Raw genomic sequence first — 24,097 nt, forward strand, 5'->3', positions numbered from 1 at the left:
TACTGGGTAGTTTCTAATAGTTTATCAGCGTTCCTCGCAGCCAACGTTTTACCCTCATTGAACAATGTAACCTGCCCTGCAGTCTTTGCTGGTTGGCTTGTTTATCCCGCAAAGTATTGCCGATTCTTCGAAGGCTGGAGGGCGATTGGACTTCGTTGAGAGTCCATATGTTGTGGCCAGAGTGAATGATCACATCGCGCTTATTGCAAGTAATCTTAACGTTGTTCAAGTACAATCTATGACTGGCTTTTGGCGGATGAAGGAAATATCGTGAACCCGCTGACACGTTGTTTTGACTAAAAATCCTATCAGCCCCAAGTTAAGGCCCACCGTCCACCAAAAGGTGGTTCGGAACGCCACTTTCATTGACTTATGACGCAAAAAATTCTGAGCAAACAATGCTCCAGGCCAGCCACCCAACAGCGCCATGATATGCAAAATCGTCTCTGGGGTGCGGTGCCGATCGGCTTGCGCTGCTGCTTTATCCATGAGCGCTTTCACGCTTTTGCGGGCCGGTGTGATGAGCAGCTTACCCGAATATTTACAGACATTTTGACCCAGAAAATCGAAACCTTCTGAGATATGCGTGATTTGGGTCTTCTCCTTTGAGAGTTCAAGACCTCGCTCTGCCAGGAATGCCTCGATTGCGGGGCGTACCCGGTGTTGCAGAAGATCTTTGGAAATACGAAATGAAATGCTTGTAGGCTGGTTGGATCGACTGGAAATCCGCGTGGATCCGCATCACAACTTACTCCGCTGGTCGGTACCCGGTTCTACGGCTTTATCACGAGCTCCCGATATGACGCTGGCCTTTATGCCCAGCGGCCAGGTCAAAGTGACCATCACGGATCGAGTCAGTCGCGTCGTCTCTTTCCTGAATACCCAAACCGATGATGAGCAGATGCAACAACTGCTGGATCTCCTCGTCAATTGCTGGGCCGAGCAAAGCATTATCGGCCTTGATCTGAGTGACGTTATCGCTGTGCTAGAGGCCTCCGAGCATGGCGTGATTGCCAACGTCGACAACGTAAAAATGCTGCCGGATTACGTGACGTGTTGGCCTAGCGAGTTTGCGCCGCTGTTAGGCTCAGGAAAGATCTCTTCTTTGCAATGTATTTACCGGGAGTACCAGCCAGCCCAAGAGGACTTCAGCCGTTATGCCTTTGCGGTTGAATCCTTGGCCACTAATGATGCTGTCGTGGTGGTCGGTATCATGCCGACGAAAAAGCCTGACAATGAGGAAAATGCAGTGCTTTATTTCGGTTTTTCACGAGTTTCTGATTAGGCTTTTTTCAACAAGCATGATGTTTGATCTGAAATTTATAAGTATGCATAAAGCCAAATACGGTCAGTCTCAACAGGTATCCCGTGCTCAGCAAAGTGTGTGTTTTATTATCGCCTAGGGAAATGGGATGGACTCCCCCTCCTATGGCATTTATGTGCCAGATTGGTAGTTGACTCAACCAATCGTAAAGAAAGAGCCCATCATCATGGTTGCCGATTGCTTAAAACCCAGACTGTAAACGTTCATCCAACATCTCATACGTCATGATTGGTGTCTGAAAACACCTCTACCAAATAGTCGATCATGGCTCTTACCTTCAGAGGTAATCGACGATCCGGTGCAAAGAGCACGTGCAGCCCACCGAGATCAACCAGGGGATGATCCAGCTCGAGTGCCACTAGAGACTGATTGGCGAGTGCGTCAGACACAATGAAGTTCGGTTGATAGATCACTCCCTGTCCATGAATGGCGGCTGCCAACAGGGCATCACCATTATCTGCCTGCAGATTGCCCTTGACCGGCACCTTGATCTCGCCTCCTACACCAAACAACCAGCTACCGTTTCCTTGCAGGGGAGACAGGGTATAACTCAGGCAGTTATGCCCTGAAAGCTCCTCAACACGACGCGGTATGCCGTGTTTTTGGAGATAGTCCGGTGATGCGCAGACTTTCATCGGACAATTACCTAAACGTCGCGCTTTCAGTGAGCTATCAACCAGATGTCCGATCCTGATAATCAGATCCCAGCGATCCTGAAGCAGGTTTTGTTGCTGATCACTCAACCCCAGTTCAATCTCGATCAGCGGATAGCGTCGAGAAAAGTTCGGTAACAACGGGGCAATAAAGCGGGTACCAAAAGAGAGAGGAACATTCATGCGCAAGCGCCCTACGGCATCATGTCGTTGTGCCTGAATTTCAGATTCCGCTTCATCCAGCTCCTGCAATATCCGCTGGCAGGCCTGCAGATACTCGGAACCCGCATCAGTTAGCGTCAATTGGCGGGTAGTGCGGTGTAACAGTTTGACGCCAAAACGGGCCTCTAGCGCATCGATATGCTTGGTCGCCATGGTAGGTGATATGCCTAAATGACGCGCTGCTGCCGAAAGGCTACCTCGAGTTGCCGCCTGCTCGAACACTCTCATGCTGGTAAAACGATCCAACACCCACCTCACACTCATGGTTAAAAGTGATCCTTTATATTAGCGGATTATCACACTTTTTGGATTAAACTATAGTGGGGCAAACAGGTAGCAGAACATATAAAAGGGGTAAGTGTGACTAGACACGCATCGCAGATCGGATCTGTTCAACCGGTATTGTTCATACCTCATGGTGCGGGTCCCTGCTTCTTCATGGACTGGAGTCCGAAGGATACCTGGCGAGGTATGGCCGACTTTCTTACTGATATCCAGGCCAATCTGCCGGCAAAACCCAGGGCCATTCTGATGGTGTCGGCACACTGGCTGGCGACTCAATTCAGCATTACCTCTGGCAAACAGCCTGACCTAATCTATGACTATTACGGCTTTCCAGATCATACTTATGAATTGACTTATCCCGCACCGGGAGACCCTACACTTGCCCAGCGTGTGGCACAGTTACTCAATACGGCAGGAATTTCCAACTGTCAGGATGACAGCCGTGGCTTTGATCATGGCATGTTCATTCCTCTGAAATTGATCTTCCCCCAAGCGGATATCCCAGTGGTGCAGCTGTCGCTGTGCAACGATCTTGACCCGCAAGCCCACCTAGCCGTTGGCAAGGCACTGGCATCCTTGCGCGCAGAAGGGGTGTTGATCATCGGAAGCGGTATGAGCTTTCACAACATGCGCGGCTATGGCGATCGCAATTTTACTGAACGCTCAGAGGTATTTGATCAATGGCTGACAGAAACGGTTGCAACCCAAGAGCAACAGCGCTGGATCAATCTAAGTGACTGGTCTCACGCACCCTATGCGACCGATTGTCATCCACTCGGCAGAGAAGAACACCTTATTCCCTTGATGGTCGTTGCCGGGGCTGCCGGAGACGATGTAGGGCATAAAGTGTATTCAGAACAGGTACTCGAAACTCGATTGTCGGCGTTTCGTTTTGGATAATGAAACAAAGGTTATAACCCCAAAGACTCAGGAGATACTCAATGCAGATCGAATTAAGCGGCAAACAGGCACTTATCACCGGTTCAACCGCAGGTATAGGCCTTGCGATCGCTACCGGTCTTGCTGAGGCGGGTGCTCAGGTGACCATCGTAGGTCGTGATCAGAATAAGCTTGATCAGACACAGGCTATTCTTGTAAAGACAACAGGGCGAAATGATATCAAAACTATTTTGGCCGATGCCGGTAGTGCTGAAGGCTGTCAAACGATCATCGCGCAACAACCAGACGTTGATATTCTAGTCAACAATCTGGGTATTTATGGGGGTAAGCCTTTTTTCGAGATAGAGGATGCTGATTGGGAAACGATCTATCAGATCAACGTGATGAGTGGCATTCGGTTGTCACGCCACTACGCAAAAGGCATGCAGTCCCGTGGTTGGGGGCGTATCCAGTTCATCTCCAGTGAGTCGGCTCTCAATATTCCGGCCGAGATGGTGCACTATGGTGTGAGCAAAGCGGCCTTACAGGGTCTGTCCCGTGGATTGGCAAAAGTGCTAGCGGGCAGCGGAGTTACGGTCAACACGATCCTGCCGGGACCTACTCGAACAGAAGGAGTCATCACCATGATGGCGGATATGGCTCGCGAGCGCGGAGTTACGCCTGAGGAGATGCCGGGTATTTTTTTGCGTGAAAATCGTCCTTCCAGCTTACTGCAGCGCTTTGCTGAACCTGAAGAAGTCGCTAATTTGTGTGTTTACGTGGCCTCTGAACAGGCCAGTGCTACGACAGGTGCCGCCTTGCGTGTTGAAGGAGGGATCGTTGAAAGTATCGCGTGACCCCCAGATTCTGTTGAAACACATCTTTGCATAGAATACTAACCACTGCCTCGATCAGATGAAGGTGGCATGAGCTGGTAGTGGTAATTCGATCATGCGGAAAAAGTGACTCCCTGTGGAATTCTGCGTGGCTTGATCTTAACGCTAGAATCCCAAAGGGAGCCTGGGAAGGTAAGAGGCTTACTCTAATGGGTTTTTACGATCTAAGTATTGTGTTGCAGAGCCTTGTCCCTTGAACTTAATGTCCAGCTCCCGAATGTGCAGCGTTGCAGGGGAGTAAGTCGCTTCAAATCGATTGCCGAGAGTGTCCGTGCCTTTGACCTCATAACACCCATCATCTACTTTGATGCGATCGACTTGCCAGCCATGCTTTTCCAGCATGAGTTGCAGTGTTTCCCGAGGTTGCCAAGTGTTAATCGGATCCTGGCAATCATCTCCAGCAAGGGTGAATCCGGACACTGTAAGGCTGGTAGAAGTCAGCAAAATTAAGGTAATTTTTTTCATCATCTTTTCCTCAAAGCATTGTCTAAAAGTGGGTATTGATCGAGCTTTTTTGCTACTGGGTAAGATCTTCAGTTATGAAACTGACATGGGCCTGAACGTTGAAGTGATTTAGCGAAATTTAAAAATTTCTTGATGAAAGCGTAGAGAAAGTGGTGACTGTTTTAAGCCATTACGCAGTGAATCCGCGAGGGTCTGGGGGCCACAAAACCACAGATCCACTTTTGGCTGGCAGATAGATAAGTTGTGTGTCGTCAGACGTTGTCCCTGTTCACTGTCGTGGAGGTGAAGGGTAATTTCTGGCAGATGTGAGATCATTTGTTTCAGCTGTTTCGCCATCGGATCTTCCTCCATTCCTGCAGAACAATAGTGTAGTGTAACCGCTGAATGTATGTGTTCGGGATGCATGAGTCTGTATTCTAATGCCGCTAGAAAAGGCGTGATGCCAATACCACCGGCTACCCAGAGCTGCTGTGCTTGTATACGGCCATGTTCAGGATCAAAGCGACCATATGGGCCTTCCACCTTAACTTGCTGGCCTACTTGTAAGGAGTGCGAGATCTTACGGGTGTAGTCACCTAAGGCTTTGATCTGGAATCGCAGTTGTCCGTTAGTTTGATCTGCGCTGGCGAGGGTAAAGGGATGGGGCCCTTCAATTAGGTCAAAGGTAACCAGTGCAAATTGTCCAGCACAATGTCCAGGCCATTCTTTTCCGAGATCACAGACTATCTCGTTGATTTGGCTGGAAAGTGGATTAATCTCGGTGACCTTTCCTGGGTAACGCCGACTGCCTCCAATTTTCCCACTTAAGGATTGTACAGAAGCAAAGATACCGCCGAGTATGAGCAAAAACATAACCCAGCCAGTGGGTTCTTGCCACCAGCTGAGTGGAGCCAGCAGTAGAGCGTGAGCGGTGAGTGCCAGATAAATTAAAGGCATCAAGCGGTGCAGCTGGCGCCAATAAAAATAGGGTATCCAGCGTAGCAGGCTGATGCCTATCAAGAATAGCAAGATATAGAGTCCAGGCTCTCCAATATCTTCAGCTCCATCTTGCAGGCTATCCAATAGTCCGGAAAAATGCGGTTCCTGCAAGCTTCGATCTCTGTCCAAGATTGCCTTCAGGAGATCTTCTCCCATTTCGGTCAGCCAGTGAGCCAAGGCAAAAACAAGTGCTAAAAGCCCCGTCCATTTATGCAGAGCATACATCATGTCTAGACCGCCTGCTGGTATTTCCAGCCAGATGGGGCGAGAGGCTAATAACACCGTGATGGACATGAAATTCATGGCAAGATAACCACTAAGTGTTAGAAAGTGCTCATAACTTAAACTCCATTTCCAAAAGGTGAGTTGTATTAACAGTAATAGGCCGAGCAGCGTTAAAGTGCGTACAGAAGGCATAATCGGTTCCAGATCTAATAATCGATGTCAGATGCATTACAGACATTCTGCTACCTGAATCTGACAGCAACCTGAAACTTTCTTTGTGCGATATGTTCTTTAAGCTGGATGACAGGAAACTCCGCTAATATTGAGATAAACCCTGATAAATAATTGAAAGAGGCTTCGATGCGACTGCTACTGGTGGAGGATACAAGAGGATTGGGTGAGGCCGTTCGAGATCAATTACAGGAAGAGGGTTATGCTGTCGATTGGGTGGAGCGAATCAGTGCTGCCCGCCATTGTCTGCGCTCCACACCCTATGATTTATTATTACTGGACCTCATGCTACCGGATGGTTCTGGGCTGGAATTTTTGCAGCAATTGCGTAAATCAGGCCAGGCTCTGCCGGTGATTATCCTTACGGCAAGAGATCAGATTAGTGATCGTATCGCGGGACTCAATGCTGGGGCGGATGATTATCTGGTTAAACCCTTTGATCTCGATGAGATGTTAGCACGTGTGGCCGCAGTCGCTAGGCGTTACAGTGGAAATCCAAATCCTTATTTGCAGCTGGGTGAGCTGGAGGTGGATTTGGCTGCACGCCGGATTTTGCGTCAAGGGCAAGCGGTAGAGTTATCGGCACGGGAGTGGGCTTTATTTGAAGCCTTTGTACAGCATCTAGGACAGGTATTAACGCGTTCTAGGTTAGAGGATGCTCTCTATGCATTTGGTGCTGAAATTGAAAGCAACACTATTGAGGTATACATCAGTCGCTTACGAAAAAAACTAGGTAAGAGCTGCATTGAAACCCTACGTGGGATGGGTTATCGGATGAGCGTAAAATGAAGAGATGGTTGCCGCCAAAACAGACTAAAAGCCTGCAAAAGCAACTGATGATACGCTTGGCTTGTTTGTTGATTTGTTTATGGTTGCTGGGATTAGTTCTAGCGACCTTAGTTGTCCGGCACGTCTTAAATCAAAGCCTGGATAGTGCCTTGCAGGAAACTGCTGAGCGTATCTTGCCCCTGGCGATACTTGAACTCTATAACCGCGATCAGCTCGGTGTTTTACAACAATTACCGGCTTTGAGAGCGCATGATGAGTATTTGACTTACCGTGTATTGGACGCTTCGGGACAGGTATTAGTCCATTCACATGGTGCGCGAGAAGAACAGTTTGTTGATCAGTTTCCATTGCCTCAGGGATTTGTTAACCATGGGGATTATCGTGTGTTTATCACCTCGGCTATCCGTGAGACATTTTTCATTCAAGTAGCCGAACCTCTAACCGCTAGACAGGCCGCGATTTTGAGTAACCTTTTAGCTCTGGCATTGCCGTTATTGTTGATTCTGCCCTTGAGCCTGTTTGTGGCAACATGGCTGGTTCATAAGGTTTTGTTTCCGCTTCGAGCTTATGGTTTAGCGCTAGCGCAGCGCAGTGCTGTAGATCTGACACCTGTCGATATTGCTGACCTCCCTCTGGAGCTATCCCCCATTGTGAAACAAATGAATGGATTGATGGAGCGTTTACATAAAGCTCTGACCGCTGAACGCTATTTTACGGCAAATGCTGCACATGAGCTGCGTACGCCTCTGGCTACGGCCATAGCACAGCTTCAGCGCTTGCAGAAAAAGCTCACGGATGAAGAGGCCCGTAGCAAAGCAGATCAAGTTAGAAGCTCCCTGGGCGAATTAGTGACTTTGACAGATAAATTGTTGCAGCTGGCGAAGGCGGAAGGGAGTAGTTTGTTGGTCTCGATTCCCCAAGATCTATCTTCAGTTTTGCGTATGCTGGTGAATGAGTTTCAAATAACGTTAGCTGATCGATTAGTTTTGGTGTTACCCAAACAGCCGGTTATGTCGCCTGTGGATATCGATGCTTTTGCTTTATTGGTCAGAAATCTTCTAGAGAATGCTATGAAACATGGTGATCCGATTCAAAGGATTCAAATAGAGTTAAAGTCAGATGCGACTTTATCGTTCATCAATCAATGCGAAGTTGTGCAAGCGGAGCAACTGAACCATCTGCATGAGCGCTTTTATCGTGGCCTGAGCGAGACATCGGGTTCGGGTCTAGGCCTTGCAATAGCAACAGCACTGGTACAAGGCATGGGTGGGGAGATCCAGCTTTATTCGCCGGTACCCGGACAAGCAAAGGGATTCGAGGTACGCGTTAAGCTACCCAACTTGAATGCATCGACTTGATAAAAGATTGACAGTGATCGCACAAAGCTCATCTGATATTTGAATCGTTAAAGGCTAACCAGTCCGAATATATGGCCAACTAGGGCAGTTAAGGCCATCGCTAAAGTACCCCATAGTGTGACTCTCAAGGCTCCGGTGATTTTGGACGCTCCACCCGCGTGAGCAGCCATAGCGCCGAGTAGGGCAAGAAATACTAAAGAAAACAGAGCTACGGTGATGATGAGTGACTTACCGGGTGTGAGCCAAGCAACGACTAGTGGCAGTAATGCACCGATCGTAAATGTTGCAGCTGAGTAGAGCGCCGCTTGAACAGGGTGAGCGAGTGTACCGGGTGTAATGCCAATATCTTCACGTGCATGGGTCGCCAGTGCATCTTGTGCCATGAGTTGTTCAGCAACCTGTCTGGCCAGAGCAGGGTTTAAACCACGAGACTCGTAAATACGACATAACTCATCAGTTTCCGATTCAGGATCTGTCTCCAGTGAGATTTTCTCCAAGGTTAAATCTGCTTTTTCAGTATCGGCTTGTGAACTTACGGAAACATATTCTCCAGCCGCCATAGAGAGTGAGCCTGCCGCCATACTTGCTACCCCAGCTAACAGGATAGCTTCATGGCTCGTGCTCGCTGAAGCAACACCAATGATCAAACTGGCGGTCGAAACGATACCGTCATTAGCACCGAGTACGGCGGCACGAAGCCATCCTGTTCGATGGGATTTATGCACTTGTTCGTGGGTCATAAAAATGCTGAAGGCTACAAAATAAAAAGCTTACCCGGCAAACATCGCCTGGTGTAATAAACCAAAATGCGGGAAGGTGTAATCTGCCAGATCTGCATAGTCTGGCAGATGTTCATAATTGATCAGGCAGGTGGGCATCTTGGCATTGCGTCCTGCTTGTAGGTCATATTTGTAATCGCCCACCATTAGGATGGCCTCGGTAGGGAGATGGAAGTGCTGAGCGATCTTCAGTAATGCGGATGGGTCTGGCTTGGGCTTTGATGTTTCACGAGTGACGATGTGTTGAATCGGTATCCCATTGCGTTTCACTTTCACGCGTGTCGGTTGATGTGAGTTGCGTGTCACGATTGCCATCGCAATTTTTTCCTCAAAGCATTTTTCGATAAATGTCTGTGCACTCGGTAGCCAGTGACTGGTGTGAGCATCCAGCAATTCATGACGATGAATCACTTCCCGTGCTTTGTGTTGTTGATGTGCGGGCAGGGATTCTAAAAATGATAAGACGTCTTCATGTAGAGGGCAGCCGATTTCATGTTTAATGGCTGCAAAGTCGAGTGATGAGGTGACTAAAGTACCGTCCAGATCAAAAATAATGCCTTTAATGTGTTTCACCGACAGGCCTCAAAAGTGTGATAACCAAGATTCAGAACTCCAGACCGCATGGCGGGCAAGCGCTCGGGGTCAACCTAAGCTTGCCTATTTAGGCTACTATAAGCACTAGAAATTAGATTAATAGAGTGAGTCATAGCATGGCAAGCGCCGCAGCACTGCACATACTGGTCAAGACAGAGCAAGAGGCTCTCGATATTCTTGAGCAGTTAAAACAAGGTAAAAAGTTTGAAGCCTTGGCGAAGCGTTATTCGATCTGCCCATCCGGTAAGCGCGGCGGAGATCTAGGTGAGTTTCGACGCGGTGATATGGTGAAAGCATTTGATGACGTGGTGTTTAAACGTCCTGTTCTGAAAGTACATGGCCCGATCAAAACGCGTTTTGGATACCATCTCATTAAAACGCTGTATCGGAATGCTTAAGCAGCTAAAGTTCAGGTGTTTGAGTTATGAAAAACTTTTCCACAGTTTGTGTGGAAAAGTCTGTGTGCAGTATGGGCGTAGATCGCGCTGGAGCTTAAGCCATGCGGCTCAACTGGGTTCTGATCAAAGCACCACCAATCATTGATCCAGATCTTCCGGTTCATCTGTGTAAACACAGACATTCCAGTCTTCTACCCAGCCATCTTCGGCTAAGCAGTAGCGCTCAAAGAAGTCTACGATTTCACGACGTTGACAGTGAGCTTCAAAGCTGGCCATATCTCGCCAAGTTTCATGAAAGACGATCGGAAAGCTACTGCCTTCTGCAAAAGGGCTATGGATTTGGCGTGTCACCACATAGTGTAAACAGCCATCTTCACGCAGCGTATTTGGCTCCAGAGACTGTAGAACCTTGAACAGCTCACGGCTGTGACCTGCTTTGGGCAGAAATTGAGCAGAGCAGTAAACCTTTGAGGACATAGTTTTTTCCTAATTGAATGTTTAGCTGCAGTATAGAAAAAACGGCGCCAAATAAAAGGCGCCGTTTTCTGTTTCAGATGAAAACAGGTTTAAGCCAAGTCGAAGCGATCTGCATTCATGACTTTAGTCCAGGCTTTGATGAAGTCATGGACAAACTTCTCTTGGTTATCATCCTGAGCATAGACTTCCGCATAAGCACGCAGGATCGAGTTGGAACCAAAGACCAGATCGACACGCGTTGCGGTCCATTTCACGGCTCCGGTTTTGCGCTCAACAATTTCGTAAAGGTTTTTACCGACGGGTTTCCAGGTGTAAGCCATATCGGTCAGGTGAACGAAAAAGTCATTGCTTAACACTCCGACTCGATCGGTAAAGACACCATGTTGGCTGCCGCCATAGTTCGTGCCGAGGACACGCATCCCCCCGATTAGAACGGTCATTTCCGGTGCTGTTAGGCCCATTAACTGAGTGCGATCCAGCAACATCTCTTCAGGTTGTACGACGTAATCCTTTTTCTGCCAGTTGCGGTAACCATCGTGTAGCGGTTCTAGGACTTCAAAAGATTCTACATCGGTCATTTCCTGTGTGGCATCACCGCGTCCTGGCGAGAAGGGCACAGTGACCTGAACACCGGCATCGTGTGCGGCTTTTTCAACAGCTGCTGTGCCGCCGAGCACGATCAAATCAGCCAGGCTCACCGGTTTACTCAAGCCTGCTTGAATCCCTTCCAAGACACTCAGAACCTTCTGTAGGCGTTCTGGTTCATTGCCTTCCCAGTCTTTTTGAGGGGCGAGACGAATACGTGCTCCGTTAGCACCTCCACGATAGTCGGAGCCCCGGAAGGTGCGTGCACTATCCCAGGCCGTCGCCACCAACTCGGAAACACTCAATCCGCTGGACAGAATCTTAGCTTTCAGATCAGCAATTTCAGCCTCGTTCAGGGTGTAATCAACCTTAGGTACTGGGTCCTGCCAGATCAGGTCTTCTGCGGGTACGTCTGGCCCTAAATAACGGGTTTTAGGCCCGAGATCACGGTGTGTCAGTTTGAACCAGGCGCGGGCAAATACTTCATCAAAATATGCAGGATCTTTGTAGAATCGTTCTGAAATCTTGCGATATTCAGGGTCCATTTTCATGGCCATATCCGCATCAGTCATTATTGGGTTAAGGCGGATACTTGGATCTTCAACATCAACCGGTTTGTCTTCCTCTTTGATATTGATGGGTTCCCACTGCCAGGCACCGGCTGGGCTTTTCTTCAGTTCCCACTCGTAGTTAAGCAGAAGGTAGAAATAACCATTGTCCCATTGAGTCGGATGAGTCGTCCAGGCACCTTCAATCCCACTGGTAACCGTATCACGGCCGATGCCACGTGTTTTGTGATTGTTCCAACCCAGACCTTGCTCATGTACATCGGCACCTTCTGGATCAGGGCCTAGGTTCGCGGCATTGCCGTTACCATGCGCCTTACCGACCGTATGACCTCCGGCGGTCAGGGCCACTGTTTCCTCATCGTTCATCGCCATGCGGGCAAAAGTAATGCGCACATCATGGGCTGTTTTTAATGGATCGGGTTTGCCATCTACCCCTTCAGGGTTGACATAAATAAGCCCCATCATCACGGCCGCCAGCGGATTTTCAAGATCACGCTCGCCTGAATAACGTGAGCCTTCGCTGCCCGAAGGCGCTAACCACTCTTTCTCAGATCCCCAGTAAATGTCTTTTTCTGGGTGCCAAATATCTTCACGTCCCCCAGCAAAACCGAAGGTTTTAAAGCCCATAGATTCATATGCCATATTACCGGCTAGAATCATCAAATCGGCCCAAGACAGTTTGTTTCCATATTTTTTCTTAATCGGCCAGAGCAGGCGGCGGGCTTTATCTAGGTTGCCGTTATCAGGCCAGGAGTTGAGGGGAGCAAAGCGCTGATTGCCGGTTCCGGCTCCCCCACGGCCATCGGCAATACGGTAGGTTCCCGCAGAGTGCCAGGCCATACGAATCATCAAGCCGCCGTAATGACCCCAGTCCGCTGGCCACCAGTCTTGGCTATCGGTCATTAATGCTTTTAAATCATTTTTGACCGCTTCCAGATCCAACTTTTTAAACTCTTCGGCATAATTGAATGTTTCACCGAGGGGGTTCGTTTTACGATCATGTTGATGCAGGATGTCCAGGTTGAGGGCATTTGGCCACCAATCCATGACAGACTCACTGGTTTTGGTCTGAGCACCGTGCATAAAGGGACATTTTCCACCTGTCTTATCGCTCATCTCTCTCTCCCGTTGTTGTCTCGGCCTATCGATTTAAACATCAGTTGCTTGGCCGCTTTCTAAAGTGCCTATAGGTATAGTCCTATTTTTCCGGTGATTCAATTTAATCTTCCATTTCAGCTCGATAGCGATTTCCTATTTGAATTTATGGACTTATCTGCTCATCTACGAGATCTCTGTGCTGAGAAGAGAAATAAAGCAAGCTGGGTGTTGCAATCTGTGTGATAAGCGTTATCATTTGCGTTAGTTTCATCCCGGGTTCCAACTTGGAGAGTTCATCCATGTATGTATGCATCTGTAACGGTATCACTGAACGCGATGTGCACCAGGCAATTGATCAGGGTGCCAGCAGCTACCGTGAGCTTAAGCAGAATCTGCAGGTGGGCAGTTGCTGTGGTAAATGTGCGTGTTTTGCACGTGAGCTGCTGCAGTCACGTTTACAGGGGGATTTTGCCAGTCTTTGCGTGGATGCGGCGGCCTAAACGAGCGGCATAAGTGAAGTGAGCAGGCCGTGCTGGACGACCTGCTATGCAGACGCTTAAAGTTGTGACTGCAAATAATTCGGTAAACCAAGCTTCTCAATTAACCCCAGCTGTTGTTCTAACCAGTGGGCATGATCCTCTTCGGTATCTTTCAGCAAAACCTGCAAAATGTCGCGTGTTGTGTAGTCTTGTTTCTGTTCACACAGGGCGATCGCGGTTTTTAACTGCTCCGCGACCTCATACTCCAGATTCAGATCATGTTGCAGCATTTCTGCCACCTCTTTGCCGATGCGTACCGCGGCACGAGTGGAAAGATCAGGCTGGCCACCGAGCATCAGAATTCGATCGATTAACAGGCTGGCATGGCCCTTCTCATCTTCAAACTCGTGCGCAATACGTTCATAGAGCTTGTTCAAGCCCCAATCCTGATACATTTTGGAATGGACAAAGTACTGATCCATTGCGGCCAGTTCGCTGCCGAGTAGAAGGTTGAGGGCGTCGATAACTTCTGGATAACTGTTCATCACGGGCTCTCGTTTAGGTCATGGATTGCAGATAGTTCTGCATGCCGAGGTTTTCGGTCAATTGTATCTGGGTGTCTAGCCAATCCAGATACTCCTCTTCATCTTCAAGAATTTCCTGCAAAAGTTCGCGACTGACGTAGTCTTGCTCGTTTTCGCAAAGTGCAATGGCTGCTTGTAGGAGGGGCAGTTGATCGCAGATAAAGGATTGGTCCGCTGCCAGCATCTCCGCAGGCGTTTCACCGATCCGTAGGCGCTCTAATTGTTGTAGATTGGGCAGACCTTCTAACAACAGAATGCGCTCAATCAGCTTATCGGCCTGTTTCATATCCTGAATGGACTTTTTGTAGGCCTTGGTGTTTAACGCCTGAAATCCCCAGTTGCCAAACATGCGGGCGTGTAAAAAGAATTGATTGATCGAGGTCAGTTCATAGGTCAGCACCTTATTGAGCTGCTGAATAACGGTTTTTTTACCCTTCATGACTCATCGCCTTATACGTTGACTGCAAATCAGATGATGAATAAGGCTAGCATGCTTTCGCTTAAATCTGTAACAGCCCAGTACAGAGATGAGAATTTTTGTCTGCGGCACAGGTCAGTGGCGTCGATATGTAAGTCTGGGTAAAATCGCATTCTTTATGCATTTATAGGACGACAACGATGGGCCGCGCTTATCAGAACCGCAAAGAATCTATGGCTAAAACGGCTGATGCCAAAACCAAGCTGTATAGCAAGTTTGCCCGTGAGATCTATGTCACGGCTAAGTCTGGCAGCCCAGATCCGGATGCAAATTTGGCTTTGCGTGGTTTGATTGAGCGTGCAAAAAAATCTCAGGTACCGGCACACGTGATTGATAAAGCCTTGGAGAAGGCGCGTGGTGCGGGGGGAGAAGACTTTGCCTTGGCACGTTATGAAGGTTTTGGCCCAGGCAATTGTATGGTGATTGTGGATTGTTTGACCGATAACCCTAACCGCACCTTCGCTGATGTACGCCAGTGCTTCACCAAAACCAAGGCTAAGATCGGAACCTCGGGCAGTGTCAGCCATATGTTTGATCACTGCGCCATTCTCTCCTTTGCCGGTAAGGATGAAGAAACTGTGTTGGAAGCATTGATGGAAGCGGATGTGGATGTAACGGATATCGAAAATGAAGATGGACAAATCACTGTCTTTACACCGCATACCGAGCATTTTAAAGCTAAACAAGCGTTAATGGATGCCTTGGGTGAGATTGATTTCCAGGTGGATGAGATTCAGTTTCTGCCACAAACTTCGACTGAAATCAGTGCTGAGGATATGCCGCAGTTCGAGCGTTTTCTCGATCTACTGAATGATCTGGATGACGTGCAGAACGTTTATCACAACGCCAGCGTATAAGTTCGCTGTCTAGCGGGCGTTGCCTCCATCCTTGGGCAACGCCTGAACTAAACACCTGAGCAGAACACCTGAAAGTGCTTGCCGGCTTGTGTGTTTATAACTGCTGAATCAGATGGCGTATTAACTTCTTTAAAGTCTGGTAGGACAGAGGCTTTTGGCAGATCGCGGAGACCCCTGCCGTCTTAATTGCACTGAGTGGCTCTTCATTCTGCTCAGACGTCACCACAATCACCGGCACAGAAGGCTGATCGGTATATTGGCGAATGTGTTGGACCAGTTCTAAGCCATCAATATTTGGCATATTGTAGTCGGTGATGACTAGATCAAAGCGCTCCACCTTCATGATCTGTAGAGCCTCGGCTCCATCACGTGCTTCACGAATTTTGACCACGCCAATGGCATTCAACACCCGTTCCAGATATTTGCGAGACATGGGACTATCATCGACCACCAGAACAGAGAGATGGTCAATTTCAGCATCCTGTGCTTCAAACTCATTACTGCGATCAATGACATAGTGCATGGCGCTATGCAGCGCTTCACGCAATTCGTCGCGATCAAAGGGCTTCGGCAGAATGGCGGTTGCACCGGCCTGGCGAATCGGTTCCAGATAACGGTACAGGGTTTCCGAAGAGATCAGGAAGAAAGCCACATCCGCAAGTTTGGGGTGGTTGCGCATCTGACCGAGCAGTTCGCTGCCGGTCATATCGGGTAAATGCATTGAAGAGATGACGATATCGGGCGTAATTTGCTGCATACGCGCCAAAGCTTCATTGGCCTCAGAGAAACTTTCGATCTCGGCCACCCCTAACTCACCTAGCTGATTTAAGATGATGTTGCGCTGCATGCGCGAAGGTTCGATCAGAATGATGAGTAGTTCATTGATTTCCATGTAGTGTTTCCACCGCCAAATCTGAAAACTGAGTGTCGCTTGATGCTCAGCAGATTGCAACCGCTGAACGTTCAGATTTTACCTGAACAAAAACTTAAGGTTTGTTCAGCTTATATTCAGATGAAAAGGCGTCTACTAAACATCCGAACAGGATTGCATCGGATCTCTTCATCATTTCAACTTTTCTTTAGGGTCGCCTCGGCGACCTTTTTTCTGTCCAATTTTTACCCTGCAAGCCTTCTAAGCGTTCACAAGCTTAAATCTAACTCTGAAAACCGTCAGTGAGCGGCGGAATCTGCGCCTTCGTTTTCGCTGGTAGGTGGTGCCAGAATCGCGTCCACTATGGGCATAAAGAGCGCGCGGATATCCGATTCATGCGATAAACGTCGAGCGTCCTGCAGCAGGGGTAAGAGTGCCGTGCGATTGACCGAGCGAATCAGGAGCTTGATGCGTGGAATATTAAAAGCACTCAGACTCAGAGAGCGATACCCCATGGCTAACATCACCAATACGGCGACGGGGTCTGAAGCCATTTCTCCGCAAACGGAAACGGGCAGATGCAAATCATCACACTGCTGTAAGATGTGCTCCAGAGCGACCAGAACGGCTGGGTGCAGGTGATCAAACAGCGCGGAGACACGCGGATTGTTACGATCTACGGCGAGTAAATATTGCGTTAAATCATTCGAGCCTATCGAGACAAAATCGATATAGGGTGCTAGTTTCGGCAGCAAAAGCATGGCCGACGGCACTTCAACCATCATGCCGATCGCGGGCATGCGAACCGGGCAGCCTTCTTTTTGCAAGGACTCAACCGCACGTTCAACATGACGCCGAAAAGCAGCCATCTCATCAACGCGGCTGACCATTGGCACTAAAAGCTTAAGATTTTCATTGCCTATGTCGGCGCGGAGCATGGCACGAATCTGCGTCACCAGCAGGGGAGTGTTGTCCAGCGTAAAGCGTATGCCGCGCCAGCCGAGGTAGGGATTCTCTTCCGTGATATCAAAGTAGGGCAGTTGTTTATCGCCACCGATATCCAAAGTGCGCATGGAGACAGGACGCGGGGCGTAGGCAGCCAACACCTTTTTGTAGATGCGCAGCTGCTCCTCTTCGGTCGGAAAGCTTTCATGAATCATGAAGGGAATTTCAGAGCGGTAGAGTCCTACCCCTTCAGCCCCCCGCTGTAAGCCCGGTGTGGCATCGGCTAATAAGCCGGTATTGGTGAGCAGGCGCACTCGAAAACCATCGAGTGTTTCCGCAGGCTCATCTTTGAGTTTTTCTAGGTCTTGAAAGAAACGCTGTTCTTCCAGAATCATGCGTTGGTATTCGTTGAGCAAGGCCTCAGGTGGATTGATGATGCACTCGGCTCGGTTGCCGTCCACAATCACACGTTGGCCACGGTGTAAATCCGGGTCCAGGTGCTCCAGGCCCATAACAGCTGGAATCCCCAAGGCATTGGCGACAATTGCAGTATGGGATAAAGAGGAGCCACCGCTACAGACGAGTCCGCGAATACGCTGTAAAGGAAATTCAGCCAGATCGGTGATGCTGATCAGCTCACCCGCAAGAATGAGTGGCTCATCAGGTGTTTCGATTACCTGACGCTCATGCTGCAATAATTGATTCAGGATACGTTGGCCAATGTTGCGAATGTCCTCACTGCGCGCACGCAGATAGGGATCATCAGAGGCATCAAACAGACCGGCCATCCCTTCAATCACCTGGCGCAGTGCCCAAGCGGCATTGTCGCCCTGATCAATACGCGCTTCCACTCCTTGCTTTAATTCCGGGCTGTTTAACATCATCTGGTAGACATTAAACAACGCCTGCAGATCACCGGGCAGGTGGTGGCCTAAACGTCCAGAACCGGCTTCAAGCTCTTCTGCGACCCACTCAATTGCTTCATTAAAGTCGGCTTTTTCCGCAATCGCATCGCTGTGCATGCCCGGTGTGACCTGATCGAGCAGCATGTGCGGATCCACGACCCATAAACGCCCTGTCCCTATCCCCGTGGCACCCTTGATCCCTTGAAAGCGTTGATAAGCGTCTTTAGGGGTCGTGGACAACCAGCTGCCGCTGCGTTGCAAATGATGCAGTGCACCGGCCAGTTGCGAGGCCACGGTGATCAGAAAGGCTTCCTCTTCGTCACTGAATTTAGCCGCTTCCGTTCCCTGAACTACCAAAACACCAATCAGTTGGCGCAGATGAATGAGCGGAACCCCCATAAATCTATGGTAGGCCTGTTCGTGGGTTTCCGGGATGTAGACAAAACGATCATCGGCCGGCGCATCGGCAATGTTCAAGGTGCTCAAGCTGGCCGCAATATGTCCGACCAGGCCTTCATTTAAACTAAGACGAACGTGTCCCACGGCTTCGGTCGACAAACCGCGTGTGGCCGCCAAGACTAGGGTGTCTTGTTCTGGATTGCAGAGATAAAGGCTGCAAACATCCACCTGCATCAGCTCAGATAAGCGCGCCACGATGGTGTCCATCATGGCTTCCGGATCTTGTGTCCGAGCGATGGCTTCAACCAGACTGCTAAGGGTGCTGAGAGGGGAGTGCATGATGGGGTCCAGATCTGAAAAACGCTAGGGTTAAGCTCAAGCAATATTTACACACTTGTTTGAATTGAACAACGGTTTTCCGCTAGAAGACCGATAACACTGGCTATATCCTTGATCTGGCGCAGGCAAAATCCAAGTGTGGAGTGTTTGAAAATTCACTGCTAGAATGCAGGCATCCCGGTCAAATATTCGTATCTTGTCATGCGCATAGACCATCACGTGTTTAAGAGTTGTATTCCGTGATACGTCCTCCTCATAGCGTCCCTGCGCCAACCGATCTGCCCGGTTCTGAAGAGGCAGAGCATACACCTATCGAGCGCGATCTGCGTTTACAACTACGTATCGTGGAAAAGGTGATTGATGCTTCCTTAGAAGGGATCATCATTTGTGATCAGAAAGGGCTGATTCAGAGTGTCAATCGTGCGTTTACCCAGATCACGGGTTATAGCGAAGCCGAAGCTTTAGGGCAAAATCCGAGCCTGCTCAGTTCGGGTCGTCATGCGCCGGATTTTTATCAACAGATGTGGGCGAGTTTAGAGGCACAGGGTTTCTGGCAAGGCGAAATCTGGAATCGTAATAAGGCCGGGCAGGTGTATCCGGAATGGCTCAGTATCACCTCGATTGAAAATGAGTCAGGTGAGGTGGTGCAGTATGCGGCGATCTTTCATGATCTGACTGAAATTAAACGCTCGGAAGCGCGTCTTAAGCAGATGGCGCGTTTTGATCAGCTCACACGCTTAGCCAACCGTCAGCTTTTTTATGATCGTCTGCAACAGGCTTTGGCTTGGGCGAAGGTGCAGCAGAGAAAGATTACACTGATCCAGCTTGATCTGGATTGGTTTAAAGTGATTAATGATCGTTATGGCCATGAGGCGGGAGATCAGCTGCTGCAGACTCTGGCGCAGCGAGTGCAGCTCTTGCTGGATAGCGAAGATACCGCGGCCAGACCCAGTGGGGATGAGTTCAGTTTGGTCTTGCACGGGCCTCAAACCCATGAAGATTTACTGTCGTTTCTGAATCGCTTGCGTCAAGTCATTTGCGTGCCTCAGTTGATTGCTGGGCAAGAGGTCAGAATCACAGCCAGTATGGGGGTGGCGGTGTTTCCTGAGGATGCGCAGACGGCGGAAACTTTGGTTGGCTGTGCCGATCTAGCGCTGGAGCATGCGAAATACCTCGGGCGTAATGGTTTTCACTTTTACTCGCAAACTCTGCATCGGCAAAGTCGTTCGCGTTTCCAGTTAGCCAATCTATTACAAAATGCGCTGGTGCGCGGTGAGTTGCATCTGTTTTATCAGCCTAAGGTGCATTTGGCTTCCAACCAGATCTGTGGTGTTGAAGCACTGCTGCGTTGGTTTAGCCCAGAGCTAGGCGGTGTATCGCCTGCTGATTTTATTCCCTTAGCGGAAGATATGGGGCTGATTGATCAGATAGGGGATTGGGTGTTAGAGGCAGCGGTGCGCCAAGCTAAAGAGTGGTCGGAAGCCGGTACACCGCTGAACATTGCGGTGAATGTCTCGGCTCGCCAGTTCCAGCGGGGCGATGTGGCGGTGCGGGTATTGAGTTTGTTGGCACGCTATCAGCTGGAGCCTGAGTGGCTAAGTATTGAGCTGACAGAGACCAGCTTTTTGCACAGCCCAGAAAAAACACGTGTGGCGATTGAGCAGTTGACGGCTGCGGGTGTGAAGGTGGCGATTGATGACTTCGGCACCGGTTATTCCAGCCTCAGTTATATTCGAACCATGTCATTGCACCAACTCAAGGTAGATATCAGTTTTATTCGCCATCTAGCGGAGTCTGAGCGTGATCGTAAACTGGTGGAAGCGATTATTGCTATGGCGCATGCGCTCGATCTGGAAGTGGTGGCGGAAGGTGTGGAAGATGCTGAGCAGTTGCGCTTGTTGGCCGAGATCGGCTGTGATCAGGCGCAGGGTTACCAGATTTGTCGTCCGGCTCCCCCTGAGTCTCTGATCGAATGGTTATTGCAGCGTTAAGCGACTGAGATTAAAACCACTCATCACGACGCTTGCGGCGTTTAGGCATATAAGGTACGAGTAAGCCTAGAATGACACCACCGAGTGCTACCAAACCACCATGGGTCAGCCAGCGAATCAGATTGCTCTGATCCATATTGGCAATCTCACCTTCTAATTGTCGAATGTGCGCTTCTAAACCTTCGATCTGGCGTGCATAGTCGCGACTATTGCCGGAGACATTTTCCAATTGAGTGTTGAGCGTTTCGATTTCGGCGTTTTGGCGTTGCAACCGTTCACGGCTTTGCTCCAGTTCGCTTTCTAACTGAGGCAGGCGCGTCTGCATACTTTCGCCGGCTTTAACAAACTCTTCCGCTACCCAGCCACTGCGCCCTGCGCTTGAACGAACTTCAACGTATTGCTGGCTACGCTGCAGGATCGTCACCGGCTCACCGCTGTTGATCCGTCCGGTGATGCGATACTGCGTTCCTGGGCCACCATGCATAAACACATACACATCATCGGCAATATGTGCTGTGGATTGTGCCTGAACGGAGGCGCTCAGGCAGAGTAGAAGTGAGCAGAGTAGGTGTTTTTTCATAAGATCTAGAGCCGATTGGGTTGCAGTTTCAAACTATTGTACGGATTCAGTTGCATATGACCAGCGCTCTGGGGTTTTTATCCGGGCAATTGCTATAATGCCGAATGACTTCAGCTTGGAGAGATGTATGTCGATTTTGCGTAGAGCCTTGTCTTTTTGCTTGATTGCGTTGGTGCGTTTTTACCAATATGTGATCAGCCCTGTCTTGCCGCCCAGCTGTCGTTATTATCCCACCTGCTCCAGCTATATGATTGAAGCGATTCAAGTGCACGGTGCATTGAAGGGTGGGTATCTAGGCATCAGGCGCTTATTGCGCTGTCATCCCTGGCATGAAGGCGGGGTGGATCTGGTGCCCCCCAAAAGCTGCGGCTGCGCTTCTGTGCAGACTCAGGCTGGCGTGCCAGCCTGCTCGAATCAGACTTCTGACCAGACGGATACCCTCTCCACTCCAACCTCTCCAACACCTGAGCGGTGATCTAAATGTTTAGTGCACAAACCGTCATTTTGGTTGTTTCTATTTACATGGCCTTGCTGTTTGCCTTGGCGCTTTGGGTGGAACATCGTACTCGTCATCGTAGTAGTTCGGTGATGCCCGGTTGGGTCTATGCCCTGTCGATGGCGGTTTTTTTCACCTCCTGGACCTTTTATGGCAGCGTCGGTTTTGCGGTGCATTCAGGGCCGCTGTTTCTGGCCATTTATGTCGGCGCCTTAATCAGTGTGCTCTTCTGGCCGGTGACGCTACGGCGTATGGTTGCGGTCAAAGAAGCCTTCCGTATCACCAGTATTGCTGACTTTATTTCAACACGTTATCGGCGCTCACAGAAAATTGCTGCGTTGGTGACAGTGATTGCGTTAAGTGGCATAGCGCCCTATATCGCCTTGCAGCTAACAGCGATAGTGAACAGTTTCAGTATCATCACCGGAGAACTCCCGCAGCCGGGTAATTGGGACTTTAACGGCTTTTTGGTGACCGGCATTATGCTGCTCTTCACTATTGTTTTTGGTATCCGCCATCTCGATCCTACAGAACGTCATTCCGGAATGATTGCGGTTTTGGTCGCGGAGTGTTTGGTGAAACTGGGTGCTTTCCTCGCGGTGGGGATCTTTATCACCTTTGGGATACATGGCGGATTTTCTAACCTGCTGTTGCAGTTACAGGAACGTGACATCACACAGCTTACCCAGTTCGGCGCGACACCGAACTCCGGCATGATGTGGATGACGCTGATCGTGCTGGGTTTTGCGGCCGTGCAATTATTGCCACGCCAGTTCCATGTGGGTGTGGTTGAAAGTAGTGACCAGCGTCATGTCAAAACAGCTGTATGGTTGTTCCCACTCTACCTCATTTTGATCAATATTTTTGTGCTGCCGATTGCCGCGGCCGGTTTGTTGCTGGGTTTGCCCGCTGAATCGGCTGACTTCTTTGTTTTGCTGGTGCCACAGTTGCTGGGTCAGGATCTGATCACGCTGTTGGCCTACATCGGCGGCTTCTCAGCGGCGACCGGGATGGTGATCATCTCCACCATGACCCTCTCCACGATGACGTCCAACCATTTGATCTTACCTATCTGTGAGCGCGTGAGTTTGCTGGAGCCTCTGCGTGGTTATCTGTTGCAGATACGTTGGGTGATTGCTGCCTGTATCCTCTTTTCCGCTTATGTGCTGGCGATGGTGTTAAGTAACTCCTACATCCTGGTGGCGATGGGCTTAATCTCCTTTGTGGCTGTATTACAGTTCTTGCCGGTGGTTTTTGGTGGCATGTTCTGGCGCCATGGTAATAGTCTGGGCGCATTATTGGGTCTTTTGGCGGGTTATCTGATCTGGGGCTGGACGCTCATCATCCCCTCTATGATTCAGGAAGGCTGGTTGCCTGAAGCCATTCTGCATCAAGGGCCTTTGGGGATTGTCTGGTTGAAGCCACAGGCCTTCTTAGGCTTGGAGGGCCTGCCTCCCGTTGTCCATAGTGTGATTTGGTCACTCAGCTTTAATCTCCTGTTTTATGTCTTGGGTTCCTGGTTTTTCAGCCCCAGTAAAGAAGAGCGTACTCTGTCACGTGAGTTTATGGCAGCCATGTTGTCACGCGGTAAACCCTCGGGCAAAGCGCGTCCAACGGGTTTAGATGCTTATGTGGCGTTTGAGCCTAAATTCAGTGAGGCGCAAGATCTGTTAACGCGTTATTTAGGCGCGGATAAAACCGATGAGGCGCTGGCGAAGATTGCGGATGATCTTCAGGTGACCAACAAGAGTTATATTACGGTGATTGAATTGATGGAGTTCCACCGTATGCTCGAGCAAGTACTGGCAGGTTCGATCGGTGCCGCCAGTGCACATGCGGCGATGGTGGAACGTATTCAGTATTCAGAGCGCGAAGCGGCAGATCTGAAGGCGCTGTACAGCCACCTGGTCAATGAGCTTCAGGGGCAGTTACGACAAGACGCGGAGCCGTCCCAGCATTCCGGCTATATGTTCCTCGATCAGATGCAGAGTCAGATTGATGAGCTGGAACATACCATCAGCCAGCAAGAGAAGAAGATCAAAGGCCTGGAAGAAAAGCTCGATAAGCGCTTCAAGCAGATGTTCCGCTATCGTGTGGAGGCGCAGAAAGCACGTGTCGAGACCGAGAATCTTAAGCGTAAACTCTTAGAGGTGTCTGAATCAGATTCGTAATCAACGAGCTGAGCCTGATTTTCTACTGGACTCTCCACTTAAAGTGCAAAAAGCTGGAGCCTTAAACTCCAGCTTTTTGCAGAGAAGATTGAGCCTTACTCCTGGTCAATCTCTTCGGCTTCTAACCACATCACATTGATGATCCCAAAGGCACATGCCAGTAAAACCCCAAGAATCCAAGCGAAATACCACATACG

General features: G+C 49.5%; 25 protein-coding genes. 11 read left to right on the forward strand and 14 right to left on the reverse strand.

What is annotated here, in order from left to right; translation table 11 throughout:
• Positions 1 to 225: 225 nt before the first annotated feature.
• The gene (locus E1H14_RS06270; RefSeq protein ID WP_149390601.1) at positions 226 to 489 is read right to left on the reverse strand and encodes a DUF1294 domain-containing protein; all 264 of its coding nucleotides are present in this window, start codon (positions 487 to 489) and stop codon (positions 226 to 228) included.
• A gap of 205 nt (positions 490 to 694) precedes the next feature.
• On the opposite strand from E1H14_RS06270, the gene E1H14_RS06275 reads away from it, so the two are divergent.
• Positions 695 to 1,285: a hypothetical protein gene (locus tag E1H14_RS06275; protein ID WP_149390602.1), complete on the forward strand. Its 591-nt coding sequence runs from the start codon at positions 695 to 697 to the stop codon at positions 1,283 to 1,285.
• 254 nt (positions 1,286 to 1,539) lie between these two features.
• Here E1H14_RS06275 and E1H14_RS06280 read toward each other — a convergent pair whose 3' ends face one another.
• Entirely contained in the window at positions 1,540 to 2,463 is a 924-nt protein-coding gene (locus E1H14_RS06280) for a LysR family transcriptional regulator (protein ID WP_200834049.1), read from the reverse strand.
• 96 nt (positions 2,464 to 2,559) lie between these two features.
• On the opposite strand from E1H14_RS06280, the gene E1H14_RS06285 reads away from it, so the two are divergent.
• Together E1H14_RS06285 and E1H14_RS06290 are read left to right on the forward strand one after the other, a co-directional pair.
• Positions 2,560 to 3,384, forward strand: coding sequence for a DODA-type extradiol aromatic ring-opening family dioxygenase (locus E1H14_RS06285; protein WP_268814359.1), 825 nt, complete (start codon positions 2,560 to 2,562; stop codon positions 3,382 to 3,384).
• Positions 3,385 to 3,425: 41 nt separating this feature from the next.
• Positions 3,426 to 4,220 carry an SDR family NAD(P)-dependent oxidoreductase gene (locus tag E1H14_RS06290; protein WP_149390604.1) on the forward strand — a complete coding sequence of 265 codons (795 nt, stop codon included), beginning with the start codon at positions 3,426 to 3,428 and terminating at the stop codon, positions 4,218 to 4,220.
• A 180-nt stretch (positions 4,221 to 4,400) separates the two neighbouring features.
• Here E1H14_RS06290 and E1H14_RS06295 read toward each other — a convergent pair whose 3' ends face one another.
• Complete coding sequence (locus E1H14_RS06295; RefSeq protein ID WP_149390605.1) at positions 4,401 to 4,724, reverse strand: PepSY domain-containing protein; 324 nt, start codon at positions 4,722 to 4,724, stop codon at positions 4,401 to 4,403.
• 108 nt (positions 4,725 to 4,832) lie between these two features.
• Entirely contained in the window at positions 4,833 to 6,119 is a 1,287-nt protein-coding gene (locus E1H14_RS06300) for a ferredoxin reductase family protein (protein ID WP_149390606.1), read from the reverse strand.
• Positions 6,120 to 6,287: 168 nt separating this feature from the next.
• Between E1H14_RS06300 and E1H14_RS06305 the strand changes: the two genes are divergently transcribed.
• Positions 6,288 to 6,947: a response regulator gene (locus E1H14_RS06305; RefSeq protein ID WP_149390607.1), complete on the forward strand. Its 660-nt coding sequence runs from the start codon at positions 6,288 to 6,290 to the stop codon at positions 6,945 to 6,947.
• A complete protein-coding gene (locus E1H14_RS06310) occupies positions 6,944 to 8,305 on the forward strand; it encodes a sensor histidine kinase (protein ID WP_149390608.1) in 1,362 nt (453 codons plus the stop codon). Before E1H14_RS06305 ends, E1H14_RS06310 begins: the two co-directional genes overlap by 4 nt.
• A 47-nt stretch (positions 8,306 to 8,352) precedes the next feature.
• On the opposite strand, the gene E1H14_RS06315 is transcribed toward E1H14_RS06310, so the two are convergent.
• Positions 8,353 to 9,045 (reverse strand): VIT1/CCC1 transporter family protein, encoded by a 693-nt coding sequence (locus E1H14_RS06315; protein WP_149390609.1) that lies wholly within the window; start codon positions 9,043 to 9,045, stop codon positions 8,353 to 8,355.
• A gap of 30 nt (positions 9,046 to 9,075) precedes the next feature.
• Entirely contained in the window at positions 9,076 to 9,657 is a 582-nt protein-coding gene (locus E1H14_RS06320) for an HAD family hydrolase (RefSeq protein ID WP_160142030.1), read from the reverse strand.
• Between the two features lie 137 nt (positions 9,658 to 9,794).
• On the opposite strand from E1H14_RS06320, the gene ppiC reads away from it, so the two are divergent.
• Positions 9,795 to 10,076, forward strand: coding sequence for a peptidylprolyl isomerase PpiC (gene ppiC / locus E1H14_RS06325; protein ID WP_149390611.1), 282 nt, complete (start codon positions 9,795 to 9,797; stop codon positions 10,074 to 10,076).
• A gap of 138 nt (positions 10,077 to 10,214) precedes the next feature.
• Here the strand turns inward: ppiC and E1H14_RS06330 are convergent, their stop codons facing one another.
• Together E1H14_RS06330 and katG are read right to left on the reverse strand one after the other, a co-directional pair.
• Positions 10,215 to 10,553 carry a putative quinol monooxygenase gene (locus tag E1H14_RS06330; protein ID WP_149390612.1) on the reverse strand — a complete coding sequence of 113 codons (339 nt, stop codon included), beginning with the start codon at positions 10,551 to 10,553 and terminating at the stop codon, positions 10,215 to 10,217.
• An 89-nt stretch (positions 10,554 to 10,642) separates the two neighbouring features.
• The gene (gene katG, locus E1H14_RS06335; protein WP_149390613.1) at positions 10,643 to 12,823 is read right to left on the reverse strand and encodes a catalase/peroxidase HPI; all 2,181 of its coding nucleotides are present in this window, start codon (positions 12,821 to 12,823) and stop codon (positions 10,643 to 10,645) included.
• Positions 12,824 to 13,104: 281 nt separating this feature from the next.
• Between katG and E1H14_RS06340 the strand changes: the two genes are divergently transcribed.
• The gene (locus tag E1H14_RS06340) at positions 13,105 to 13,305 is read left to right on the forward strand and encodes a (2Fe-2S)-binding protein (RefSeq protein WP_149390614.1); all 201 of its coding nucleotides are present in this window, start codon (positions 13,105 to 13,107) and stop codon (positions 13,303 to 13,305) included.
• A 56-nt stretch (positions 13,306 to 13,361) separates the two neighbouring features.
• On the opposite strand, the gene bfr (E1H14_RS06345) is transcribed toward E1H14_RS06340, so the two are convergent.
• Together bfr (E1H14_RS06345) and bfr (E1H14_RS06350) are read right to left on the reverse strand one after the other, a co-directional pair.
• On the reverse strand, positions 13,362 to 13,829 hold the full coding sequence (gene bfr, locus E1H14_RS06345; RefSeq protein WP_149390615.1) for a bacterioferritin: 468 nt from the start codon (positions 13,827 to 13,829) through the stop codon (positions 13,362 to 13,364).
• Positions 13,830 to 13,842: 13 nt separating this feature from the next.
• On the reverse strand, positions 13,843 to 14,307 hold the full coding sequence (gene bfr, locus E1H14_RS06350; protein ID WP_149390616.1) for a bacterioferritin: 465 nt from the start codon (positions 14,305 to 14,307) through the stop codon (positions 13,843 to 13,845).
• A gap of 179 nt (positions 14,308 to 14,486) precedes the next feature.
• Here bfr (E1H14_RS06350) and E1H14_RS06355 point away from each other — a divergent pair, with 179 nt between their 5' ends.
• Complete coding sequence (locus E1H14_RS06355; RefSeq protein WP_149390617.1) at positions 14,487 to 15,203, forward strand: YebC/PmpR family DNA-binding transcriptional regulator; 717 nt, start codon at positions 14,487 to 14,489, stop codon at positions 15,201 to 15,203.
• A gap of 94 nt (positions 15,204 to 15,297) precedes the next feature.
• On the opposite strand, the gene E1H14_RS06360 is transcribed toward E1H14_RS06355, so the two are convergent.
• Both E1H14_RS06360 and ptsP read right to left on the reverse strand, forming a co-directional pair.
• Positions 15,298 to 16,095, reverse strand: coding sequence for a response regulator (locus tag E1H14_RS06360; protein WP_149390618.1), 798 nt, complete (start codon positions 16,093 to 16,095; stop codon positions 15,298 to 15,300).
• Between the two features lie 278 nt (positions 16,096 to 16,373).
• On the reverse strand, positions 16,374 to 18,662 hold the full coding sequence (gene ptsP / locus E1H14_RS06365) for a phosphoenolpyruvate--protein phosphotransferase (protein ID WP_149390619.1): 2,289 nt from the start codon (positions 18,660 to 18,662) through the stop codon (positions 16,374 to 16,376).
• A 239-nt stretch (positions 18,663 to 18,901) separates the two neighbouring features.
• On the opposite strand from ptsP, the gene E1H14_RS06370 reads away from it, so the two are divergent.
• Positions 18,902 to 20,653, forward strand: coding sequence for a putative bifunctional diguanylate cyclase/phosphodiesterase (locus E1H14_RS06370; RefSeq protein ID WP_160142031.1), 1,752 nt, complete (start codon positions 18,902 to 18,904; stop codon positions 20,651 to 20,653).
• 10 nt (positions 20,654 to 20,663) lie between these two features.
• Here the strand turns inward: E1H14_RS06370 and E1H14_RS06375 are convergent, their stop codons facing one another.
• Positions 20,664 to 21,233 (reverse strand): TIGR04211 family SH3 domain-containing protein, encoded by a 570-nt coding sequence (locus E1H14_RS06375; protein ID WP_149390621.1) that lies wholly within the window; start codon positions 21,231 to 21,233, stop codon positions 20,664 to 20,666.
• 127 nt (positions 21,234 to 21,360) lie between these two features.
• Here E1H14_RS06375 and yidD point away from each other — a divergent pair, with 127 nt between their 5' ends.
• Positions 21,361 to 21,708 carry a membrane protein insertion efficiency factor YidD gene (gene yidD, locus E1H14_RS06380; protein ID WP_149390622.1) on the forward strand — a complete coding sequence of 116 codons (348 nt, stop codon included), beginning with the start codon at positions 21,361 to 21,363 and terminating at the stop codon, positions 21,706 to 21,708.
• 5 nt (positions 21,709 to 21,713) lie between these two features.
• A complete protein-coding gene (locus tag E1H14_RS06385; protein ID WP_149390623.1) occupies positions 21,714 to 23,900 on the forward strand; it encodes a solute carrier 5/6 family protein in 2,187 nt (728 codons plus the stop codon).
• 95 nt (positions 23,901 to 23,995) lie between these two features.
• Here E1H14_RS06385 and cydX read toward each other — a convergent pair whose 3' ends face one another.
• Positions 23,996 to 24,094, reverse strand: coding sequence for a cytochrome bd-I oxidase subunit CydX (cydX, locus tag E1H14_RS06390; protein ID WP_149390624.1), 99 nt, complete (start codon positions 24,092 to 24,094; stop codon positions 23,996 to 23,998).
• Between the last annotated feature and the right edge of the window lie 3 nt (positions 24,095 to 24,097).

The organism is Nitrincola tapanii (genome assembly GCF_008368715.1).
Taxonomy (GTDB): Bacteria; Pseudomonadota; Gammaproteobacteria; order Pseudomonadales; family Balneatricaceae; genus Nitrincola; species Nitrincola tapanii.

Excerpts from the sequence above, each read along its gene's own strand:
- E1H14_RS06270 (WP_149390601.1), bottom strand. The coding sequence starts at position 489 with ATGGATAAAGCAGCAGCGCAAGCCGATCGGCACCGCACCCCAGAGACG.
- E1H14_RS06275 (WP_149390602.1), top strand. The coding sequence starts at position 695 with ATGCTTGTAGGCTGGTTGGATCGACTGGAAATCCGCGTGGATCCGCAT.
- E1H14_RS06280 (WP_200834049.1), bottom strand. The coding sequence starts at position 2,463 with ATGAGTGTGAGGTGGGTGTTGGATCGTTTTACCAGCATGAGAGTGTTC.
- E1H14_RS06290 (WP_149390604.1), top strand. The coding sequence starts at position 3,426 with ATGCAGATCGAATTAAGCGGCAAACAGGCACTTATCACCGGTTCAACC.
- E1H14_RS06295 (WP_149390605.1), bottom strand. The coding sequence starts at position 4,724 with ATGAAAAAAATTACCTTAATTTTGCTGACTTCTACCAGCCTTACAGTG.
- E1H14_RS06300 (WP_149390606.1), bottom strand. The coding sequence starts at position 6,119 with ATGCCTTCTGTACGCACTTTAACGCTGCTCGGCCTATTACTGTTAATA.
- E1H14_RS06305 (WP_149390607.1), top strand. The coding sequence starts at position 6,288 with ATGCGACTGCTACTGGTGGAGGATACAAGAGGATTGGGTGAGGCCGTT.
- E1H14_RS06310 (WP_149390608.1), top strand. The coding sequence starts at position 6,944 with ATGAAGAGATGGTTGCCGCCAAAACAGACTAAAAGCCTGCAAAAGCAA.
- E1H14_RS06315 (WP_149390609.1), bottom strand. The coding sequence starts at position 9,045 with ATGACCCACGAACAAGTGCATAAATCCCATCGAACAGGATGGCTTCGT.
- ppiC (WP_149390611.1), top strand. The coding sequence starts at position 9,795 with ATGGCAAGCGCCGCAGCACTGCACATACTGGTCAAGACAGAGCAAGAG.
- E1H14_RS06330 (WP_149390612.1), bottom strand. The coding sequence starts at position 10,553 with ATGTCCTCAAAGGTTTACTGCTCTGCTCAATTTCTGCCCAAAGCAGGT.
- katG (WP_149390613.1), bottom strand. The coding sequence starts at position 12,823 with ATGAGCGATAAGACAGGTGGAAAATGTCCCTTTATGCACGGTGCTCAG.
- E1H14_RS06340 (WP_149390614.1), top strand. The coding sequence starts at position 13,105 with ATGTATGTATGCATCTGTAACGGTATCACTGAACGCGATGTGCACCAG.
- bfr (WP_149390615.1), bottom strand. The coding sequence starts at position 13,829 with ATGAACAGTTATCCAGAAGTTATCGACGCCCTCAACCTTCTACTCGGC.
- bfr (WP_149390616.1), bottom strand. The coding sequence starts at position 14,307 with ATGAAGGGTAAAAAAACCGTTATTCAGCAGCTCAATAAGGTGCTGACC.
- E1H14_RS06355 (WP_149390617.1), top strand. The coding sequence starts at position 14,487 with ATGGGCCGCGCTTATCAGAACCGCAAAGAATCTATGGCTAAAACGGCT.
- E1H14_RS06360 (WP_149390618.1), bottom strand. The coding sequence starts at position 16,095 with ATGGAAATCAATGAACTACTCATCATTCTGATCGAACCTTCGCGCATG.
- ptsP (WP_149390619.1), bottom strand. The coding sequence starts at position 18,662 with ATGCACTCCCCTCTCAGCACCCTTAGCAGTCTGGTTGAAGCCATCGCT.
- E1H14_RS06375 (WP_149390621.1), bottom strand. The coding sequence starts at position 21,233 with ATGAAAAAACACCTACTCTGCTCACTTCTACTCTGCCTGAGCGCCTCC.
- yidD (WP_149390622.1), top strand. The coding sequence starts at position 21,361 with ATGTCGATTTTGCGTAGAGCCTTGTCTTTTTGCTTGATTGCGTTGGTG.
- E1H14_RS06385 (WP_149390623.1), top strand. The coding sequence starts at position 21,714 with ATGTTTAGTGCACAAACCGTCATTTTGGTTGTTTCTATTTACATGGCC.
- cydX (WP_149390624.1), bottom strand. The coding sequence starts at position 24,094 with ATGTGGTATTTCGCTTGGATTCTTGGGGTTTTACTGGCATGTGCCTTT.